Origin of the sequence: Sphingopyxis flava, assembly GCF_900168005.1 — a bacterium.
In the GTDB taxonomy this organism is placed as follows: Bacteria; Pseudomonadota; Alphaproteobacteria; order Sphingomonadales; family Sphingomonadaceae; genus Sphingopyxis; species Sphingopyxis flava.
Window position 1 is genome coordinate 1 of sequence record NZ_FUYP01000041.1, and the last position, 19,090, is coordinate 19,090.

Consider the following 19,090-nt stretch of genomic DNA (forward strand, 5'->3'; position numbering starts at 1 on the left):
ATAAGATTTCCCCATGATCCACCTCCGAACCCGGTGAATCACAACTCAGACCTTTTGGGAATCCCCCGATTCCTATTTCTGGCACGATGCTCTAGGGGAAGGCGCATGGACGGTGTCGAACGACTGATCGCGGTTGAGGATATCAAGCGACTGAAGGCCAAATACTTCCGCTGCGTCGATACCAGGGATTGGGAAGGCTATCGGTCGGTCTTCGCCGACGATGTCGTCTTCGACATAACGCAGGACATGCCCGATGGTGGATATGTCGTCGGAGGAGACGCCGCCGCCGACATTGCGCGCAATTCTCTGACGGCGGACATCGTCAGCGTCCATCACGGGCATTGCCCGGAAATCGAGATTCTCTCGCCGACAACCGTCACGGGCATCTGGGCGATGGAAGACTGGCTGTCGTGGGGGCCGGACAGCGAGTTTCCGGGTCAAGCGATGCACGGCATGGGCCATTACATCGAAACCTATGAAAAGACTGCGCGCGGCTGGTGCATCAAATCGATGAAGCTCACGCGATTGCGGGTCGAGTTCGATCCGGGAATTCCGCCTGCTGCCTAGAAGTGACACAGCGTCCGCCGGGCAGGCGGGCGCTCAAGCTCGATTGTGCGCCCTTGCCACGGCATCCTTGGCCGCGATGTAGCCGAAGGCGAAGGCGGGCGAAATGCTTGCACCCGGCCCCGGATAGGACCGCCCCATCACGGACGAGGTGCAATTGCCGGTCGCGTAGAGGCCATCGATGATCGATCCGTCGGCGCGCAGTACCCGCGCCTTTTCATCGGTCACGACCCCGCCAAACGTTCCTACGTCACCCGGGAAAATGCGGGTTGCATAGAACGGCGCTTTCGAAATCGCGCCGACACAGGGATTGGGTTTGTTGGTCGGGTCGCCGCGGAAACGGTCATACTGGCGCTCGCCCTTATGGAATTCCTCGTCGATACCGGTTTCCGAATAGCGATTGTACCGTTCCACCTGGGCGGCGAGGCCAGCGGGGTCGATGCCCGCCTTCTCCGCCAGTTCTTCGATCGTATCGGCTTTCACCAGGAAACCCGATTCCAGCCACTTCTTGATGGGCTTGGTTCCGGGCATCAAGGTACCGTAGGCATAATCGCGCATGGCACGATCATCGAACACCGCGAAGGCGGGGACGGCATCGTTCTGGTACATCGCCTCGCCCAGTTCCACGTAGGAATTGGCTTCGTTGACGAAGCGCTTCCCATGCCGGTTCACCCACATATAGTGCGGGATGGCGATCTCGCCGACATGCATGAAGGGATACTCATTGCCATCCTTGTCGATCGCGCCTGCTGGCAGCGAGCCGTCAGGGTTGAGCGAGGTTGGCACCCATACCGCCATGTCGAGATTTTCGGTGTCGGCGCCCAGCCGTATCATTTCCTCGATCATTTCCCCGGTATCGCCGGGGTTGGCGTTGGTCCAGCTGTTGCTGATCGGATGGCGCTGATACTTCTGACGCATGGCATCGTTGCGGGCGAACCCGCCGACATTCATCAGCACGCCATACTTGCCGCGCACCGTCCGGCGCTGAGCCTGAAACTCACCTTCGACCGCGACGACCTTGCCATTCTCTTCGACAAGGCGATCGGTAGCAAAGCCTCCAAACACTGGAATGTCGCGCTTGAGCGTCATTTCCAGCATTCGGCCCTGGATCGCGCCACCAAAGGATACGATGTGACGCCCCAAGATCTTGTTCTTGGCGATGGCCAGCGCCAGTTTGACCATGATCGCCTTGGCATACCATGTCTTCTTGAACATCAACATCCGGATCAGAGGCAGCGAATTGAAGGGGATGCCGTTGAAGGGCATGTAGCGTGACAGCTTGTCTTCCCACGGGCCAAGGTTACGCATGTCATAGGGAACGGCCGTGAGGGAGCGACCGCGCGGCTGGCCGCCATCACGGTCGTCGTAATAGTCGGACCAGCCATCAGGGTAGTGGAACTGCATGCCCTGTTCTTCGAGGAAGCGAATCATTTCTGGCGCTTCGTCCAGAAAAGCGTCGCGGCGTTCGGGCGATGTGCCCTTGCCGGCGAAATCAACGGTCGCGTTCAGATAGCGCTCGGCCAGTTCGCGCGAGTCATCGACGCCAAAACGCTTGATCACGTGGTTGTTGGGTACCCACCACACCCCGCCCGAAAAGCCGGTCGAACCGCCGATCTTGTCGCGTTTCTCCAGGATCACCGGATTGAGGCCTGCCAATTTGGCATAGATCGCTGCCACCATCGAACCGCCTCCGCTACCAACGATCACGAAGTCATATTCGTTCTCGAGAACAAGCGATTCCGGGGTTGGCAGCGACATGGCAGGCTCTCCAAAATGTTCTGCAACCGGGCTAGGTCGCGTCGCTTCGCGACGCAATATCCGCCCTCACAATAAAGGCTTCCATCAGTGGCGTGATGGCCCCCGTCGGCATTGTCATCGCATGGAGTAGGCGACGTCTGCCGCATCTCTCATGGCCTGGGCGATATAGCCGACCCCCTTGCAATCGCCCACGACATGGGTCTCGATCCCCGCGTCGCGTAGCCATTTCGCAAGCGAAAGGTCCTCGCTCGCACCCTTCGCAAGTATCACATTGTCTGCAGCAAAGGTTTTGACGGTGCCTGGTGCATCGGTGCAGCGCACTTGCTTCTCGTCAATTGCGATGTTCCGCACATCTGGGAGTAGGGTCACGCCCAGAGTCTCCAGCTCATCGAGCAAGGCACCCCGGCGCAGTGGTGGCAGGCCTAGGCCAAATCGGGCCGCGTCGTCCATGACGGTTACCGATCGACCGCGGTGGACCAGAAATTCGGCGAGTTCCAGCCCAACTAGGTCGCCCCCGATAATGACGATCCGCTTGCCCAGCGGCATCCATAGCTGGCTGGCGCGCCGAATCATTTCTGGAGAACTGGTTAAACCAAGCTTGCGCCCCGCTCCCATCAGTGCGCGGGTGGTGAAGGAAAGTTTGGCGCTGCTGTCTGCGTCGCCGGTTTCTCCCGTCAGCAATTGGCGAAGGTCGTTTCCGTCAAAGACGTGTGCCGCAGTAGCTCCGGGAATTTCTGGGCGAGGGCGGATTGCACCGGTTGCCACGATGACCGAGTCCGGATCCAGAGCCATGATCGTTTCCAGCGTCGCGCGATTGTTGAGATACACTTCGATCGAACTGTTCTCAACTTGCCGCTTCAGCCAATCGACCAGCCGGCCGTTCGGTTCATAGGCGATAGCAGCGATGCGCGCGGTACCGCCCAGCTGCTCCGACGCTTCGAGCAGGGTGACGCGATGGCCCATCCGGTCAAGCAGGCGCGCCACTTCCATCCCGCCGGGCCCGCCTCCGACTACGACTACATTGCGCGGGACGCTGGCTGCAGGAATGTCGATCTGTGATTCCCGCCCGGTGAACCCGTTGGCAGCGCATCGGACCGGTTGATCGAGCGCCAGTTCGGATAGGCAGAGGAAGCAGTAAATGCATGGGCGGATTTCTTCAGCTTTGCCTGCCACGACCTTTCGGGGCAGTTCGGGATCGGCGAGCAATTTCCGCCCCATGCCGATGAAATCGACCTTGCCTTCGCCAAGTAGGTCGCTGGCAACATCGAGCTCCAGCCTGCCTGCGGCGATCACCGGAATGTTTACGGCTTCACGAACCTTGGCGGCATAGGCCACGTAGTTCGCCGGGTTCATCGGCGCCGATCCACTGACCAGTCCCTTGCCGCGGCTGGCACCGCTGTAGGAACTGCAGGTGATCGCATCCGATCCGGCCCGTTCGGCCAGCTGCGCGACCTTGCAGGCATCTTCGACCGTGAACCCATTCTCGATATTGAACTCTATGACGTTGAATTTGCACCACAGCGGAAAATCGCGCCCAATCTCTTCCCGTATGGCCTCGATAATTTCGATCAGGAAGCGCGCCCGGTTTTCTACCGATCCGCCATATTCGTCGGTACGGGTGTTGGTAGCGGGCGACAGGAAACTGCGGATCAGGAACCCGTGGGCGCCGTGAATTTCGATCCCGTCGAAGCCCGCTTCGACGGCCCGCCGGGCCCCTTCGGTGAACTGCCTGACCACCAGTTCGATATCTGCCTTGTCCATCACATGGTAAGAAGGAGGGCGCGTAATCAGACCGAATGGAGATTGTTCGATCTCGTCGTCGAACAAGAGCCCGGGCAACACATATGACGCAGCTTTGGGATTGGACGGGACCCAGAGCGGTTGGCCCGCGATCATGTCCCCGGTCGAACCCGCCCCCCCATGCTGGAGCTGTGCGACAATCTTCGCGCCATGGGCCTGCACCGATTTCGTTATCCGCCGCAGGCCGGGAATGAAGCGGTCTTCCGAAATGCCCACCTGGTTGCGCATGACCAGGCCGTGAGGGTAGGCGACGCCGATCGCCCCGATATTCACAAGCGCTGCACCGCCGCGTGCGCGCGCTTCGTAGAACGCAATGGTGTCATCACTGCAGTTACCGTCAGGCTCTGCCTGGTTGGAACCCATCGCAGTCTGGATCATGCGATTGCGCAGTTCCAGTGTTCCGATCCGGCCGGGTGAAGTCAGGTTGACCTTGTTGCTAATTTGGATGCCCTCCCGCGATAGCCAACTGAAATCGCCTGCCTAGCCAAAGCTGACACCGTGGTAACAGCACAGCTTGTTGCCGTCCGGGTCCCGCAGATAGGCGCCGAATGCACCGTTCGCGCGTGGCTTGGGTTCGGGCTTGCCTTCGCAGGTTCCACCATTGGCGAGACCGGCGGCGTGCCAAGCGGCGACCTGATCGTCGCTATCCGCGGTGAACATGATCGTTCCGCCATTCGCATAGGTTGCCGGTTCGCCATTGCGCGCTTCGCCCACGGCAAAGTTTGGCCCGCCCGGAATCTTGTACATGAGGTAGGGAGGATCGAACTGTCCGGTCGATGGCGGCAGCCCCAGCACGCCGAAGGTCGCATCATAGAACGCCCGCGCTTTTTCAAGGTCGTTGGTGCCAAGCCTGAGATAGATCAGTTGCATCAGATCCTCCTTAAATACTCTGCCCAATAGCCGAGCGTGCATCGCTGGCTGCTCGTGCGAGGCGGATCAGTGCAGCGAAGATGCACTTCCTTCGCCTTTCTCTAGCGCCTCTACCGCGCTTAACACATTGAGCCGCGTAACCTTGCCCACGGCATTGACCGGCATGTTGGGTAAGGCATGGATTGCTTTGGGGGCGCGGACTGACCCAAGTTCTGCCTTGGCGAATTGGACCAGGTCTTCGGGGGTTGTCGAGCAACCCTCTGACAGAACAACTGCCGCCTCTACACGTTGCCCCCAATAGTCGTCAGGGCGGGCGATTACGGCAACATTCATGACGTCAGGATGGGTCGAGAGTACCGCCTCCACGTCCGCCGGATAGACGTTGAAGCCCCCGGATATGATCACGTCTCGCAAGCGGTCCTTCAGGTAAAGATAGCCGCGCTCGTCGAACATACCGAGATCGCCAGTATGCAACCAGCCATCGACGATCGTCTGCTCGGTAAGATCGGGACGATTAAGGTAACCGCGCATGACAAGATCACCCCTGACGACCACTTCGCCCAGTTCTCCCGGCGGCATGATGGTCCGGTCTGGCGCCATGATTTGCACATCGTTGAAGGGGCAGGGACGCCCCACCGATTCGATGTTCACGCCTTCGGCCAGTTCGCGGGCAGTAATGGCTGCGATCATCGTCGGGGCTTCAGTCTGGCCGTAGATCGCGGCAATGTGCGGCCCGAAAATCTCCTGCGCCTGGCGGATGCGCGTGGCCGGCATCGGTGCCGCGCCATAGATCAAGTGCTTGAATCGATCATATCGCACTCCTGTCGCCAGCGCATGGTCGACCAGCGAGTAGATCAGCGTCGGTGGCATGAAGCTGGCGGTGATCCCTTCGCTCAGGATCACCTCTGAAATCTGCGGTGCCTTGGCGCCATCAAGCACAATTATGCTGCCGCCTACGCCCAGCACTGGCAGAAGGAAGGTCCCTGCACCGTGTGTCAGAGGGGCAACTGCAAGCATGCGTTCGTCCTGGTCGAACCCGAACGTCGCAAACATGCTGGCGATGCAGCTCATGAACGCGCGATAGGGTTGGAGGACGCCTTTCGGGTTTCCAGTGGTCCCGCCGGTAAACTTGATGGCTGCAATGTGGTCAACCAGATGCTCGATGTCGGCCTGGCGGCGTCCGCGGTAGGTTTCGCAGATACCGGCAACATCGATATCTGCCCCCACATCGCCCGACATCAGGATCAAGGGGCGATCCGTCTCGGCGAAAAGAGGAAAAAAATCCTCGTCAGCCGCGATCAGGGCCAGGTCCGCCGCGTCAACAATTCCTGCAAGCTCCGCCTTTGAATTGCGTGGGTTGAGCGGAACCCAGATATGGCCCGACGCAAAGACCCCCAGCATCATCACGACATGCTGCCAATTGTTATGGCCGCAGACGCCAATACGGGCCTGCGGCTCGGGCAGCCGTTCTTGAAGAAAGCTCGCGATCGCTTCAACGCGTGCCAACAGCTCCCGATAGGTCATCCGGACAGACCCATCGACGAGCGCCTCGCCCTCTGGATTCAGACGCGTTCCCCGATATAGCATCTGGATTGGCAACATTTGCGGACTTACCCCGAAATTCTGGTTCTTCTGGACGAATGCGGACTGGCTATTTCTGGAGATGCCCGCCGGTGGGCGAGCACCCCACGCGCATTTCAATCAATCGCCTGCGATAAGGCCTCTCGGCGTCCAGCGCATCCCTTCGGCAAGCCCCAGCAGATCTGTTCCGGCATCGCGCAGCGAATTGCTGGCGACCACGAGGTGCTGGGTTGCCGAGAAGGTATCGCGCAGCGTGCGTTCGAGCGTGCCCTTGCGCAGGCCAACGCCGCCGCTCGCCTTATGAGCGAAGACCGAGTTTTCCATCATCGCGGTGGTGGCATGGCTCACCGCCAGCCTTGCCCAGGTAAACTGGCGCAGTGGCACTGCTTCGCCCTTGCTGACCGTTTCGGTGATGTCGCTCCATACATCGTAGGCGAGGGCACGGGCAGCTCGCAGCTTTCCTTCCGCGGCTGCGAAGTCCTCCTTGAAGGAATCGGAGCCGCCCAGGTTCGCCAAGGCTGACGGACGGCCCGAAGGTGCGTTGACGAGCGCGGCCAGTTCATCGAGCACGCGGCGGCCATGGCCCAGCGCAACGCCCGTATGGCCCAGCGCGCTGAAGCCGACCACCCCGATCCGGTAAGTGTCGCTGCCGCGCTTGCCGACGTTTTCCGTCGGGGGATGCGTATGATCGGCCGGTACGAACACATCGGTGATCGAATAATCGATGCTGCCCGTGGCGCGCAGGCCCAGGACGTCCCAGTTACCCTTCTGTTCGACCTCGTGGGCCGGGATCAGGAAGGTCCTGACCTCAGGGGCATTGGTGCCGGGTACCAGCTTCGGCTTGCCGCCTTCGGTCACGATCGCACCGGCGTGGTAATAGTCGCAATGGAGACAGCCGCTGCCGTAGGTCCAGTGGCCGGTCAGGCGGTAGCCGCCCTCTACGATCTCGGCCTTGCCGGTCGGCGCGCCGGCGCCCGCGATGATCGGGCGGGCATTGCCGAAGATGTCGTCAAAACCTGCATCGGACAGGAATGCAGCGGCGGACGCGGTGGCAACATTGGCGGCCATGACCACCCAACCGGTGGCGATGTCCGCCTTGCAAAGTTCCTCGACCACAGAAAGCGCTTGCAGCGGATTGGCTTCCGCGCCGCCAGCCGATGCCGGCACCATCAGGCCGAAGAAGCCTGCTTCGTGCAGGGCAGTGATCGATTCGTCACTGACCCTGCCGGCCGCGTCGTTTTCCGCGCCCTTGCTGGCGATGAGCGGGGCAAGACGCTTCGCTTGTGCGAGCAGGGGGAATTCCATGGGGGAACCGCTTATCGTCTTGTCGTGGATCATGGTTGATGTCCTCAATCAAAAGAATGACGTTAAGGGGCGGGGCAAAGGACCGGGATCAGCATGCGGTCCAGCCGCCATCCTGCGTGATCACCTGTCCGGTGAGATAGGCAGAGGCAGGCGATGCGAGGTAGAGCGCAAGGCCCAGGATCTCGCTCGCGTCGCCGCGGCGCTTCATCGGAATGCGGCGGTTCATTTCGCTATAGAAGCGTTCTTCCTCTTCCTTGGTCCGTTCCTTTCGGCGGCCGTCGCCGAGCCGGGTGCCACCGTGCCAGCCGGGAGCGATGACATTGGCCCTGACTTTCTCCGCTGCATATTCGACCGCAACCTGGCGGGTGAAACCGATCACGCCCGCCTTGGAGGCAGCGTAATCCGCGCTTGAGGCCGGGAAATCAGGATAATAGCCGCCTAGGCCCAGAATGGAGGCGACGTTGATAATCGATCCTCCGTTTTCGCGCATGTGGGGCAGAAGGGCGCGGGTCATGAAGAATGTGCCCGTCAGGCTGATGCCAACACCGCGTTCCCAATCCTGGGTCGACAGTTCGTGGGTCATGATCGGTGGTGTCGCAACGCCTGCAAAATTGACCAGGATATCCAGTGTCTCCTGACCCATGTCAGCAGCGAGCTTTGCGACTTCGGCCTCGTTCCAGACATCAAGGACGCAAGGCTCTGCCTGCCCGCCCGACGCTTTTATGGCGGTGACGACTTCGGCCACTCGCTCGGATAAAAGATCGGCGCAGATCACGCGCGCGCCGACTTCGGCATAGCCTTCTGCGATTACCCGGCCGAGCCCGCTGCCAGCCCCGGTAATCAGTGCGGTCATGCCATTAAGGCCAAACAGTCTGTCCAATAGTTGCATTTATGATTGTCCGCCTCTTCAGGGTTGGATGGCGACCCGGCCCGCGATTGGCAGGATCGACGTCGCTTGCGTGTTAGAGGTCTCAGCCGCGGCGATGTCAACGCGCCCGGACGGCAATCACATCCTAGATTAATATGGGGCCAGAACGTAACTTTTCGTATGTGAGCAAGTGCCTGTTGCGGCGCGCGGCAGCCTCTGCGATCACGAGGAATAAACTGGGACGGTGTGCTGAAATTACGTCCGACTGTCGTCGATATGCGCGGCGAATCCGGGCGGAGCGGTTGCCGCGATTTCCTCCTTCAGCTCGAACTTGAGTTCGGTGTAGTCCTCGGCCTGGCGGCGATAGGGAATGGGCGCGATAGTGAACAAGCTGCGCATCCGGTCACGGACCTGTTCGGCAAAGGCGTCGAATTGTTCCGGTCGCAGCCGATCGGTCTTGTGAAAGACGAGCGAGGGCAAAACGTCGAATCCGGGATAGAACAGCATACCGTGATTGATGGGGAACAACAGGTCTTCGATCGGGCCGTTGACGCCGCGCGCGCTGAAATAGGATTCCCCGCCCCCGACCATGACCATGATCATGGCACGCTTGCCGGCCATCCTTCCCGCACCGTATCGCTCTCCACCCGTCTGATAGCCGATCCCGGCGGTCCAGACCCGATCGATCCAGCCCTTCATGATTGCCGGCATTGAAAACCACCAGAGCGGGAAGGCGAAAATCACCGCATCTGCCCACAGCACCTTGTCCTGTTCCTCGATGATGTCCTTGGAAAAAGCGCGATCACCGGATGCCGCCATTGACGCGAACGGGTAGCTCACCGGTCCGGACGTATCGAGGGCGGTAAAGTCTTCGGCATCATGGGCAGCCTTCCATTGCATCGCATAAAGGTCGGAAATCTGCACTTCATGCCCGTCCGAGCGCAATTGTTCTGCTGCGACATCGCGTAGCGAGTTGGTCAGGGATTTCGGCTCCGGGTGAGCGGATACGATCAGGATTTTCATCGTGTTGGGCTTTCAATGGATGAAGGACTTAACAGATGCACCGAACCATCCGCCTTGGCCGAAATAGGAAGTGCGGCTTTGCATTGTCAATCAATCGGCGGTCATGCGCAGCCTGCGTGCCCGGCTATGACAAGATGGCCGTAAAGCAGGAGGTTATTGAGAAAAATCACATAAAACATATGGTTGTTTGAGATTCGGGAGGGGATGGTGAGAGGACCTCAGCGATTCCCGCCACGCATGGGTTGTCTTTAGACTCGTCAATATCAGCAATGTAATGCCTTGGAGGGTCGTCTGGCCCCCACTTCCCAAGAATGGCGTGAATGGCCCATTAGCCTGATATTCTCGAAGCCGAAAAAGTCTGGCTATCCTGACCCTGCCGACTTTCGCCCTTCGTGTATCGACAGGTGAGGACCAATATGACCAGATGCAATAACCGGTCACCAAAGTGACTGCGATCAATTCACTTACTGTCTGAGGGCGTCAATCTAGCCATGGCCAAGCAAACATTAGCCGTCTCGGACTACCTTCATCCTGACGGTACGCCGCGCGATGGGGCGCCCATGGGCATGCTTCTTTCTGCCCACGCCGCCTGCCGCGGCTCGGCCACGGCCCTGGTTATCGGCGAGCAGGAATTGTCTTTTTCCGAACTGGATGCGGCAACCAACCGGCTCGCCCGCGCGCTGGCCGAACGCGGCGTCAAGAACGGCGACACGGTCATGATTTGCATGCCGAACCGGGTCGAATTCATTCAGGCATTCTATGCCGCCTGGAAGCTGGGCGCGATGCCGTGCCCGGTTTCATATCGCCTTGTGCCGGGCGAACTTGCGGAACTTGAGCAGCTGGTTCAACCGCGCTGTGTTGTGGGGGACGGTTCGGTCCAATTCGAAGCTTCGAACGCTCTCAACGTCAGTGATTTGTCTCTTGATGGCATATCTGGCGATCCCTTGCCCCCAGCCATTGCCGAACCTGGCAAGATCATTGCCAGCGGCGGCAGTACCGGCAGGCCAAAGCTGACGATCGATCCCATTCCTTCGGTCTGGGGCCCGGACAAGGCGTCAACCTTTCGCCCGGCCATGATTACGACGCTCAGTGCGGGTCCACTCTATCACACCATGCCCTACAATTATTGCATCCTGCCCCTCGCCGAAGGGAGCAAGGTTGTCAGCATGGAGCGTTTCGAGCCCACCGAATGGCTAAGGCTCGTCGAACAGCACCGCCCTCATTCGGTGATACTCGTGCCGACTATGATGAGCCGCATTGCCAAGTTGCCCGCAGGGCTGACGCGCGCCGCCGATCTTTCTTCGATCGAAGTCCTGTTCCACGCTGCGGCCATGTGCCCGCCAGATATTAAGCGCTGGTGGATCGATCGGATCGGGGCTGAAAAGATCTTGGAGGTATATGGCGGAACCGAGCGGATTGGCTCGACCATGATCAGGGGCGATGAATGGCTCGCCCATCCGGGGTCGGTTGGCAAGCCGCCTCCGAGCGACGAGATCGTTATTGTCAGCGAGGATGGCAGCGAGCTGCCCGCAGGCGCGATTGGCGAAATCTGTTTCCGCAGGCGCGGCGTGGGGCCAGGCACCAGATACCGCTATATTGGTTCGGAAACACGGATCCGGGGTGAATTGGACAGTTTCGGCGATATGGGCTGGGTCGACGATAACGGATACCTCTATATCGCCGACCGGCGGACTGACATGGTAGTGGTGGCCGGCGTCAATATCTTCCCCGCCGAAATCGAGGCAGCAATCGAACGCCACGATGGTGTGCTATGCTGCGCGGTGATTGGCCTGCCCGACGAGGATCTGGGCAACCGGCTCCATGCCATCGTCGAATTGGCTGAAGGGGTGGCTGCGCCGGACGATGGCTTTGAATTCTTCGCCGCCCAGCTGCAACAGATCGCTCCGTTCAAGCGCCCGCGTTCGTTCGAGTTCACACATGAACGATTGCGCGATGATGCCGGGAAGGTTCGCCGCGCAGCCCTGCGGGAAGCGCGCATCGGCAATGGTTGAGCAGCTGATCGTGATACCACGCATGTAATTTCGCCAGGCAATGATTGCCTAGCAGGGGGCAAACCTGCTCCGTGGGCGGCAAATCGATATGGATTGTTCAGGAGAGCGGAAATGCAGGAATATTCGGGCAAATGGTTGCGCAAGCCGGAATGCGTGCTGTTTGAAGTTGATGGTGCGGTGGCGAAGATCACGCTGAACCGCCCGGAAAAGCGCAATGCGATCTCGCATCAGCTGATCTACGAACTGCGTGACGCGCTGCTTGAGGCGGACGACCGCCAGGACATCAACGCGGTGCTGCTGCAGGGCGCGGGCAAGGATTTTTGTGCCGGCTATGACCTTACCTCGTCTTACGGCGACTGGGAGCCGGAGAACAAGGACGCCGAAAAATACGATTACCGCCCGGCCTATGGCAGCTTCGACAACGATTGCTGGAGTATGGAGCGGTTCCAAGCGATCCCCGATCTCATCTTCTCGATGCACAAGCCGGTGATCGCGAAGATCCACGGCAATTGCCTCGCTGGCGGAACCGACCTCGCTTTGCGCTGCGATATGATCGTTGCGGCTGATGACGCCAAGATCGGTTTTCCCGCCATTCGTGCCAATGGGTCGCCACCTTCGCACATGTGGACCTATCATGTCGGGCCGCAGTGGGCGAAGCGCCTGTTGCTGACGGGCGATGTTATCCTGGGCCGGGATGCGGCCAAGATCGGCCTCGTTCTCGATGCCGTGCCGGCTGACGAAATCGACGATTTCGCGATGGACCTGGTCCGGCGGGTCGCGCTGGTCGACACCGAGCTTTCGGCCGCACAGAAGCGGATCGTGAATATGGCGATGGAGCAGATGGGCATGATGACGACCCAGCGCTTCGCTCGTGAAATGGATGCGCGGGCCCACCTCGGCACAGGGCCTGCGCGCACGCGGTTCTGGACGGACATGCGCGAAGGCGGACTGAAACAGGCGCTCGCCGGACGCGACGGTCCCTTCGGCGACAGCGTGATCAAACTGCGGACGGACCGCTAGCCTCAATCGCATCGATCGGCTGCCGCGAGCCCTAGATCGCGGCAGCCAGGATGCTTCTGCCCCGTCAGTCGTCCGGGAACAGCAATTTCAGCGATTCGCCGAGCGGTGCCGGGCAATAGCCGCCGCCCGGCCAATTGAGGAAACCTCCTGCAGCCGCAGTGCCGCCATCGACATGGATCTGAATCCCGGTGATCGACCGCGACAGGTCGGAGGCGAGGAAGACGACGGCGTCGGCAAGATCTTCCTGCGAAGCCTGCACGCCCCGCGGGATTTGCACCGCAACGGCCTTTTCAAAAACTTTGGGCGAAATATCCGCGAAACTCTCGGTCAGTTCGGGCCGCAGCGCAGTAGCGTTGCCCATGCTTGGCGTGTTGTCCGGCGCCACTTCGTTGATGCGGATGTTGCGGGTGGCCAGTTCCACCGCCAGCGCGCGGCGCAGGTTGGCATTGGCCGCCTTGGCCGCGGCATAGACCGAGAAGCCTGCAGCCCCGCGATAGGCCTCGATCGTGGTGAAGTTGATGATGCTGCCGCCACGGTCATGCCGCTCGATCAGCGGCACAGCAGTGCGGATCGACTGGATCACATAGCCGAAGTTGCGGCGGATATCGCCTTCGTCTTCTTCCTCTGAAGCTGTCAGGAAGTCGCGCTGCTTGACCCCGCCCGCGACGTTGACGACGATGTCCAGCCGGTCGAACTCCTTGCCTGCCAGGGCATAGAAATCAGCGACGTCCTGCTTGGAAAGGACATCGCCCTTGAAAGTTACACAGCGGCGACCGAGAGCCTCGACTGCGGCGCGGGTGGCTTCGAGCGCCTCGCCGTCCTTGTCGAGCACCACGACATCGACGCCGTTCTTCGCCAGTTCAATAGTGCATGCGGCACCGATACCACCGCCACCGCCGAGCAGGGCCGCCACCTTGCCTTTAAGGTTTGCCTTTTCGTCGAGCATCTTGCCTCTCCCGCATAAACACATGGATTCGATTCTGCGTGCGATAACGCACTGCTTCGCATGGCACGCCACCAAAGCGAATGCGGGGCATCTTATCAGCCATGTAATGTCATCCGGGGCGGGGCTGCCAACCAATTTCATTGTGATACGGAAATGCCGGACCGCGTGCGGTTGTTTCACACAAGAATCGGAAGGCATCCGTGCAGCCGTTTACCATCGCCTTGCCCGAAGAACGCATCGACCGGGTCATGGATCGGGTTGCGTCGTACGACTGGGGCAATTTCCCCGACGCTGGCGGCTGGTCCGCAGGCATGGCCAAGGATACTCTCCGCCGCTTTGCCGACCGCTGGACTGGCGGCTATGACTGGCGGGCAGAGGAGCGCAGGCTCAACGAATGGCCGCATTTCACGGCCGACGTCGATGGCAGTCTGATCCATTTCATCCATATTCGCAGCGGTGCCCCCTCAGGTCGTCCGCCGATCCTGTTGCTGCATGGCTGGCCCGGCTCGTTCGTGGAATTCCTCGAAACGGCGCCGCGCCTTGCCTTCCCCGAAAGGTTCGGGGGCGATTCCGCGCAAGGTTTCGATCTCGTGATTCCGTCGCTGCCAGGTTACGGCTTCTCGGCTGCTCCGCAAAAGCCGATCGGCACGCGCGACGTCGCGCGGATCATGCATGCCCTGATGACCGGGGTGCTGGGCTACGATCGCTATATCGCCCAGGGCGGCGACTGGGGCAGCACCGTTTCAGGCTGGATGGCGCACGACTATCCGCAGGCCTGCGCCGGGCTTCATCTCAACATGGTGATCATGGGCCACGCAGGCCTGAAATACGAAACCGATGACGAGCGCGAATACGCCAAGGCGCAGGCGCGCTATCGCGATTACGACGGAGGCTATTCCCATCTCCAGCGGACAAAGCCGCAAACCCTGGGTTTTGCCCTGCACGACAGCCCGGTCGGCACTGCTGCCTGGATCCTGGAAAAGTTCGCCGCATGGTCGGATGTTCCAAGGCCCGACGGCCAGCCGCAGCTTGAGGCGGTCTATGCCATCGACCACTTGCTGACGAACATCATGCTCTACGTGGCGACCGGGGCCATCACCACTTCGGCCTGGCTCTATCTGGGCAATACGCTGAAGGGGAATTTTCCGTTGGAGCGACCGGTTACGGTGCCGACCGGCGTCGCAGCCTTTCCCGATCCGGTGTTCCTGCCTCCGCCGCGCAGCCTAGCGCAGAAGAGCTATAATATCGTGCGCTGGACCGACATGCCACGCGGCGGGCACTTCGCGGCAATGGAGCAACCGGAACTGTTTGCCGAGGATGTGCGGGCCTTCTCGCTCGCAATCGTCGGCTGACCCGCCCGCATGGATCATTATTGAAAGGACACAGCGCTATGGCCACTCGCATGATCACCTTCCTCTATGCCGACAACATGGACTGGATCGCCGAATATTCGGCACATGTGCCCCAGCTCGTCGCCAAGCACGGCGGGGCGTACAACTTCGTCAGCAACGACGTCGAAGTCCTGGAAGGCGACCGCCCGACTCCAACCGGCACCGGCATCTTCGAGTTTCCGACTCCGCAGGCGGCGCGCGATTTCCTTGAGGACGAGGAATATGCCCCCTTCATCGAGCTGCGGAACAAGCATTCCCGCACCGAAGTCTACGTCTGCGAAGGCAGGGGCATGTGACAACGCCGTCCCTCCGCCATTCGACGGCGGGGAAAGCTCAGGGAGAGAGAAAAATGGCAACCAGGTTGGCTGAAGTTCCGGCCCACGTGCCCGCCGAAGCGGTCCGCGATATCGATATTTTCGACATTGGCGCGATCGACCCGGATATCCACATCGGCTGGAAGAAGCTGCAGAATGAAAGCCCCGCGCTGATCTGGTCGCCGCGCAATGGCGGCCACTGGATCCCCATGCGCGCCCATGTGATCGAACGCGTGCTCAGCGACGCCGAAGTGTTCATCAACGGCGGCCAGTGGGTGCCGCCGAATCCGGAAGGTGCGTTGCCGCTGATCCCGATCATGTCCGACGGCGCACTGCACCGTGCCTATCGCTCGTTCATCATGCCCTACGTGATCGGCAAGCCCCTGCTGGCTGCGATCGAACGCGCCCGCGGGCTGGCCATCGACCTGATCGAGGGTTTCCGCGCGAACGGGTCCTGCGATTTCGTCACCGATTTCTCGCAGCATCTGCCGATCGAGGTCTTCCTGAGCCTGGTCGACCTGCCGAGCGAGGACCGGCCCTATCTGGCCAGCCTCGCCGAAGTGGTCCGCATGCCGGATGAAGCCGAACGCATGGCAGCATTCGGCAAGATGTATGAATATGTTGCCGGCTATGTCGATGAGCGCACCAAAAATCCGGGAACCGATCTGATCAGCACTATTGCCAACGGTTCCGTGCTCGGACGGCCCATGACGCGCGAAGAGATCGTGGGGGAATGCACTCAGGTGCTTATCGGCGGGCTGGATACGGTTGCATCCATGATGGGCTTCATCGCCGCGCATCTGGCCGTGAACGTGCCGCTGCGTCGGCGGCTGTCCGCAGAACCCAGGTTGATCGAGCGACGGGTCGACGAAATCATCCGGCGTTTCGGGGTTGCCGGGCCGTCGCGCCAGGCGGTGGCCGATGTCGAGTTCGACGGTATCGAGGTAAAGGCGGGAGACACGCTGTTCGTTGCGACGGCGCTGCACGGGCTGGATGAGAGCCGCTGGTCCAACTCGCTCGAAATCGACCTTGATCGCCCGTCCTCTGCGAAGGATTTCCAGACCTTCGGCAGCGGACCGCACCGGTGCCCGGGCGCGGCGCTAGCGCGCAGCGAGATCATTCTCTATCTGGAGGAATGGTTGAAGCGAATTCCGGACTATTCGCTGGTGCCGGACAAGCCGATGGTTTCCGCATCGGGCAATGTCACCGGGGTCCTTTCGCTGCCGCTACAATGGGAGGCGTGACCCGGCCACCGGACAGTGCCCGCCTGCGCCCGGAAGAGGCAGCGCTGTGCATTGCCGGTGACAGTTCAGGTGACGATATCTTCGATCGGGTGCGCGATCAGCAATGCGAGGCGCCAGTTCTCGCCATTGCCATGGGCGACATAGGTGCCTCCGGAAACCTCAGCCTCTCGTCCGTCCGCATAGTGCCGGGCCACTTCAACCCCGACGAGCGCGACATTGGGGCCCATCATTCGTACCGTGCAGCCAAGCAATTCGCTCCGTTCAAGGCCATCGTCGGCAAGGCCTGCCCGCATCGTCGACAAATGCGCAACGAAATCTGCTGGCGACAAAGCCGTGCTGATGTTTGGGCCGACCAGCCACGAGAAGGGCAGGAGGTAGCATTCGCTGAGCGCGGTCTCGAAGTCGCTGGCATTGAACAGGTCGATATAGCGATGCATCAGTGCGTGGAGGGTGGCGCTGGGTCCTTGTTCGGTCATGTTCCGTTTCCTTGTGGATCTGCTGGAACCCTTTCAGCACCCCGGCTCGCAAGGTCACAAGCTGTAAGTGCCGTCCATAGCCAAAATCACAATGCGGATTTCCCGCACTTACGGGGCGTCAAAGTCCCGCCGACAGGCTATTGCACCAACAACCCTTGCTTAGAGACAGCTGCAGCCCAACCATGAACAACCTCTCATTATACCACCGCTTCCAGCAGTCTGCCGCGCTCCATGCAGCGCGCGGTGCCATTACCGAGGATGGCGCAACACTGACTTACAGTGAGCTCGAATCCGCCAGCCGCGAAGTGGCGGCGGCCTTGATGGCGCTGGGCATCGAACGGGGCGATCGTATTGCTATCTGGGCAGTCAACAGCACCGAGTGGGTTATTGCCGCGCTGGGGATTCAGGCGGCGGGTGGCGTGTTGATTCCGATCGGCACCCGCCTGCGCGGCAGGGAGGCGGCTGGCATTCTGAACGATGCGAAGGCCCGTCTGATCTTCTGCGATCCCGGCTTCGGCGATTTCAGCTATCTCGATGCTCTGCACGAGCAAGAGCTTGAGACTGTCGAACGTGTTATAGTGTTCGGAGCGACGGGTAATGCCCTTCAGGGCAAATCGATGACCTTCGACCAACTGCGTTCCTCAGCACCGCGGGCGTGCGACGAAGAGCTGGATGCGCGGATCGCTGCGGGATCGGGCGACGATCTTTCAGACATCATCTTCACTTCGGGCACGACCGGCAAGCCGAAGGGCGTGCTGATGACGCACCGCAAGAGCCTCGCAGCCTGCGATGTGCAGGCGAAGGACGTCGACGAGTTCACACCCGATGATGTTTTTGCCGTTACTTTCCCTTTTGCGCACAATGCGGGCTACCGTGCCGGGTGGCAGGTTTCGGTTCTCTATGGCGTCCGGATTATTCCGGTCAGCACTTTCGAGCCGGGCAAGTTGCTTGCCTTGATCGAAAGCGAAGGCGTTACCGTCCTTCCTGTTGCTCCGCCGGTAGGGCAAGGACTGCTCGACCATCCCGATCGCGTGAAAACCGACCTGTCCAGCCTGCGCTGCATATCGACCGGCGGCACTGTCATTCCGGTCAAATTGGTCGAGGACATGCGCGCCTACCTTGGCTCGGGGACGGTGGTGAGGACAGGTTATGGCTTAACCGAGGCGGCCGGGTCGCTAACTTGCACCCGCATCGAAGATCCGCCCGAAGTGGTTGCGCGTACGGTCGGCAGCCCGCTTAGCAATATCGACCTCAAGATCCTCGGCCCGGACCACGTGGAACTGCCGCAGGGCGAAGTGGGCGAAGTGGCTGCAAAGGGGCCGCAGATCACCCCCGGATATCTCGACAATCCCGAAGCTACTGCCGCCGCCTTCACGGCTGACGGCTATTTGCTCACCGGCGATGCTGGCTGGATCGACGAAAATGGCAATCTTCGCCTGACAGACCGCATCAAGGATATGTATCTGGTTGGTGGTTTTAACTGTTATCCGGCTGAAATAGAGCATGTAATGCGCACAATGCCCGGCATTGCTGCAGTTGCAGTTATCGGCATCGATGATGAACGGCTGGGGCAGGTGGGGCGCGCGTTTATCGTTCGACAGCCGGGTTCTGATATAACTGAAGAAGATGTCATTTCGTGGTGCCGCAACGAGATGGCCAATTACAAGGTGCCGCGCTCGGTCAGATTTCTTGATGCCTTGCCGCTCAATGCGACTGGTAAGGTGATGAAAACTGAATTGCGGGACATGGTCTGATGAACGCGTCCGGCCGCGGAGCGAAAGCGCTGCCGTTTTGTGCGTCTGCCTAACCGCTCTTATTCGTGACGATGTTGTTCTTGGGGAAGATCAATCGTTGGCGGCAGCGGGCGTTTGAGCAGGCCGAGTGCCTCCGCTGCGTCTATTTCATCGCGTGGGATCGA

At 60.4% G+C, this 19,090-nt stretch carries 16 protein-coding genes; 7 read left to right on the forward strand and 9 right to left on the reverse strand.

Annotated features, from left to right (window positions below; all coding sequences use genetic code 11):
* Positions 1-105 precede the first annotated feature (105 nt).
* The gene (locus B5X69_RS18620; protein WP_079640055.1) at positions 106-567 is read left to right on the forward strand and encodes a nuclear transport factor 2 family protein; all 462 of its coding nucleotides are present in this window, start codon (positions 106-108) and stop codon (positions 565-567) included.
* Positions 568-600: 33 nt separating this feature from the next.
* Here B5X69_RS18620 and B5X69_RS18625 read toward each other — a convergent pair whose 3' ends face one another.
* The 7 genes from B5X69_RS18625 to B5X69_RS18655 all read right to left on the reverse strand — a co-directional run bounded on the left by B5X69_RS18625 (position 601) and on the right by B5X69_RS18655 (position 9,769).
* A complete protein-coding gene (locus B5X69_RS18625) occupies positions 601-2,322 on the reverse strand; it encodes an FAD-binding protein (protein WP_079640056.1) in 1,722 nt (573 codons plus the stop codon).
* 114 nt (positions 2,323-2,436) lie between these two features.
* Positions 2,437-4,569, reverse strand: a complete 2,133-nt coding sequence (locus B5X69_RS18630) for an oxidoreductase (RefSeq protein ID WP_342745809.1) — start codon at positions 4,567-4,569, stop codon at positions 2,437-2,439.
* Positions 4,570-4,602: 33 nt separating this feature from the next.
* Entirely contained in the window at positions 4,603-4,992 is a 390-nt protein-coding gene (locus B5X69_RS18635) for a VOC family protein (protein WP_079640058.1), read from the reverse strand.
* Positions 4,993-5,058: 66 nt separating this feature from the next.
* Positions 5,059-6,594, reverse strand: a complete 1,536-nt coding sequence (locus B5X69_RS18640) for a class I adenylate-forming enzyme family protein (RefSeq protein ID WP_079640059.1) — start codon at positions 6,592-6,594, stop codon at positions 5,059-5,061.
* A 99-nt stretch (positions 6,595-6,693) separates the two neighbouring features.
* Positions 6,694-7,911 (reverse strand): acyl-CoA dehydrogenase family protein, encoded by a 1,218-nt coding sequence (locus B5X69_RS18645; RefSeq protein ID WP_079640060.1) that lies wholly within the window; start codon positions 7,909-7,911, stop codon positions 6,694-6,696.
* Between the two features lie 55 nt (positions 7,912-7,966).
* A complete protein-coding gene (locus tag B5X69_RS18650; RefSeq protein WP_176141683.1) occupies positions 7,967-8,731 on the reverse strand; it encodes an SDR family NAD(P)-dependent oxidoreductase in 765 nt (254 codons plus the stop codon).
* Between the two features lie 270 nt (positions 8,732-9,001).
* Positions 9,002-9,769, reverse strand: a complete 768-nt coding sequence (locus B5X69_RS18655; protein ID WP_079640062.1) for an NAD(P)H-dependent oxidoreductase — start codon at positions 9,767-9,769, stop codon at positions 9,002-9,004.
* 491 nt (positions 9,770-10,260) lie between these two features.
* Between B5X69_RS18655 and B5X69_RS18660 the strand changes: the two genes are divergently transcribed.
* Together B5X69_RS18660 and B5X69_RS18665 are read left to right on the forward strand one after the other, a co-directional pair.
* Positions 10,261-11,781, forward strand: a complete 1,521-nt coding sequence (locus B5X69_RS18660) for an AMP-binding protein (RefSeq protein WP_079640063.1) — start codon at positions 10,261-10,263, stop codon at positions 11,779-11,781.
* A 111-nt stretch (positions 11,782-11,892) separates the two neighbouring features.
* Complete coding sequence (locus B5X69_RS18665; RefSeq protein WP_079640064.1) at positions 11,893-12,801, forward strand: crotonase/enoyl-CoA hydratase family protein; 909 nt, start codon at positions 11,893-11,895, stop codon at positions 12,799-12,801.
* Positions 12,802-12,865: 64 nt separating this feature from the next.
* On the opposite strand, the gene B5X69_RS18670 is transcribed toward B5X69_RS18665, so the two are convergent.
* Positions 12,866-13,927: an SDR family NAD(P)-dependent oxidoreductase gene (locus tag B5X69_RS18670; RefSeq protein ID WP_245798798.1), complete on the reverse strand. Its 1,062-nt coding sequence runs from the start codon at positions 13,925-13,927 to the stop codon at positions 12,866-12,868.
* A gap of 20 nt (positions 13,928-13,947) precedes the next feature.
* On the opposite strand from B5X69_RS18670, the gene B5X69_RS18675 reads away from it, so the two are divergent.
* Genes B5X69_RS18675 through B5X69_RS18685 form a run of 3 tightly spaced genes read left to right on the forward strand, consistent with a single transcriptional unit; the run spans position 13,948 to position 16,696 of the window.
* Positions 13,948-15,099, forward strand: a complete 1,152-nt coding sequence (locus tag B5X69_RS18675) for an epoxide hydrolase family protein (protein WP_079640066.1) — start codon at positions 13,948-13,950, stop codon at positions 15,097-15,099.
* 38 nt (positions 15,100-15,137) lie between these two features.
* On the forward strand, positions 15,138-15,434 hold the full coding sequence (locus tag B5X69_RS18680) for a DUF1330 domain-containing protein (RefSeq protein ID WP_079640067.1): 297 nt from the start codon (positions 15,138-15,140) through the stop codon (positions 15,432-15,434).
* Positions 15,431-16,696: a cytochrome P450 gene (locus B5X69_RS18685; RefSeq protein ID WP_139375874.1), complete on the forward strand. Its 1,266-nt coding sequence runs from the start codon at positions 15,431-15,433 to the stop codon at positions 16,694-16,696. Before B5X69_RS18680 ends, B5X69_RS18685 begins: the two co-directional genes overlap by 4 nt.
* 65 nt (positions 16,697-16,761) lie before the next feature.
* On the opposite strand, the gene B5X69_RS18690 is transcribed toward B5X69_RS18685, so the two are convergent.
* Positions 16,762-17,172, reverse strand: a complete 411-nt coding sequence (locus tag B5X69_RS18690; protein WP_079640069.1) for a DUF6841 family protein — start codon at positions 17,170-17,172, stop codon at positions 16,762-16,764.
* Positions 17,173-17,354: 182 nt separating this feature from the next.
* Between B5X69_RS18690 and B5X69_RS18695 the strand changes: the two genes are divergently transcribed.
* Positions 17,355-18,926 (forward strand): AMP-binding protein, encoded by a 1,572-nt coding sequence (locus B5X69_RS18695; RefSeq protein WP_079640070.1) that lies wholly within the window; start codon positions 17,355-17,357, stop codon positions 18,924-18,926.
* Positions 18,927-19,090: the final 164 nt, after the last annotated feature.

Bases quoted from the DNA above. Each gene is read 5' to 3' on its own strand.
- B5X69_RS18620 (WP_079640055.1), top strand. From the start codon at position 106: ATGGACGGTGTCGAACGACTGATCGCGGTTGAGGATATCAAGCGACTG.
- B5X69_RS18625 (WP_079640056.1), bottom strand. From the start codon at position 2,322: ATGTCGCTGCCAACCCCGGAATCGCTTGTTCTCGAGAACGAATATGAC.
- B5X69_RS18635 (WP_079640058.1), bottom strand. From the start codon at position 4,992: ATGCAACTGATCTATCTCAGGCTTGGCACCAACGACCTTGAAAAAGCG.
- B5X69_RS18640 (WP_079640059.1), bottom strand. From the start codon at position 6,594: ATGTTGCCAATCCAGATGCTATATCGGGGAACGCGTCTGAATCCAGAG.
- B5X69_RS18645 (WP_079640060.1), bottom strand. From the start codon at position 7,911: ATGATCCACGACAAGACGATAAGCGGTTCCCCCATGGAATTCCCCCTG.
- B5X69_RS18650 (WP_176141683.1), bottom strand. From the start codon at position 8,731: ATGACCGCACTGATTACCGGGGCTGGCAGCGGGCTCGGCCGGGTAATC.
- B5X69_RS18655 (WP_079640062.1), bottom strand. From the start codon at position 9,769: ATGAAAATCCTGATCGTATCCGCTCACCCGGAGCCGAAATCCCTGACC.
- B5X69_RS18660 (WP_079640063.1), top strand. From the start codon at position 10,261: ATGGCCAAGCAAACATTAGCCGTCTCGGACTACCTTCATCCTGACGGT.
- B5X69_RS18665 (WP_079640064.1), top strand. From the start codon at position 11,893: ATGCAGGAATATTCGGGCAAATGGTTGCGCAAGCCGGAATGCGTGCTG.
- B5X69_RS18680 (WP_079640067.1), top strand. From the start codon at position 15,138: ATGGCCACTCGCATGATCACCTTCCTCTATGCCGACAACATGGACTGG.
- B5X69_RS18690 (WP_079640069.1), bottom strand. From the start codon at position 17,172: ATGACCGAACAAGGACCCAGCGCCACCCTCCACGCACTGATGCATCGC.
- B5X69_RS18695 (WP_079640070.1), top strand. From the start codon at position 17,355: ATGAACAACCTCTCATTATACCACCGCTTCCAGCAGTCTGCCGCGCTC.